Source organism: Streptomyces flavofungini (assembly GCF_041028215.1).
In the GTDB taxonomy this organism is placed as follows: domain Bacteria; phylum Actinomycetota; class Actinomycetes; order Streptomycetales; family Streptomycetaceae; genus Streptomyces; species Streptomyces flavofungini_B.
The window spans coordinates 1-527 of record NZ_JASKYR010001466.1 but is presented as its reverse complement, the minus strand read 5'-3'; the positions used below and the strand labels follow the sequence as shown (position 1 = coordinate 527).

The 527-nt window shown below is 75.5% G+C and carries 1 pseudogene; it reads right to left on the bottom strand.

Going from position 1 to position 527, the window contains the following annotated elements:
- Positions 1-456: pseudogene (locus AB8Z36_RS41670) on the bottom strand (FG-GAP repeat domain-containing protein); the annotation flags it as partial.
- Positions 457-527: the final 71 nt, after the last annotated feature.

Genomic DNA, 527 nt, shown 5'->3' with positions numbered 1-527 from the left:
GAAGAGGATCTGGAGGGGCACGGGCGGGCGGCCCTGGCCGTCGTAGGGCGGGTCGGTGGAGACGATCAGGTCGGTGAAGCCGTCCTCGTCCAGGTCGCAGGAGGCCTCGGACTCGAAGGCGGCGGGCAGCTCGCCCTTGGTGCGCGCCCCGTTGGCGTGCGCGCTGAGCAACTGCCGGGCGCCCGGGACGAGCCCGTTCGCGCCGCCGTAGACGATGCCGATGCCCGCGTCGTCGCCGTGGTCGCGGTGGACGAGGTCGTCGAGTACGAGGTCACGGGCGCCGTCACCGTTGAAGTCGTCGTCGGTTTTGCTGCCCTTGCCGTGCGGGACGGGCCGCTGCGGCGCCCCCTTGCCCGCCATGCCGACCGGCTTGTGCGCGGCGTCACCGGACCCGGCGCCGTCGTCGTGGCCGCCGCAGCCCGCGAGGAGCAGCGCACAGCTGAGGACGGCGGCCATCCCGGCGGCCACCCCGGAGGCCCCGCCGCGCCGCACGCGCCCGCGCGGACCGTGTCGAGCTGGGTGACGAG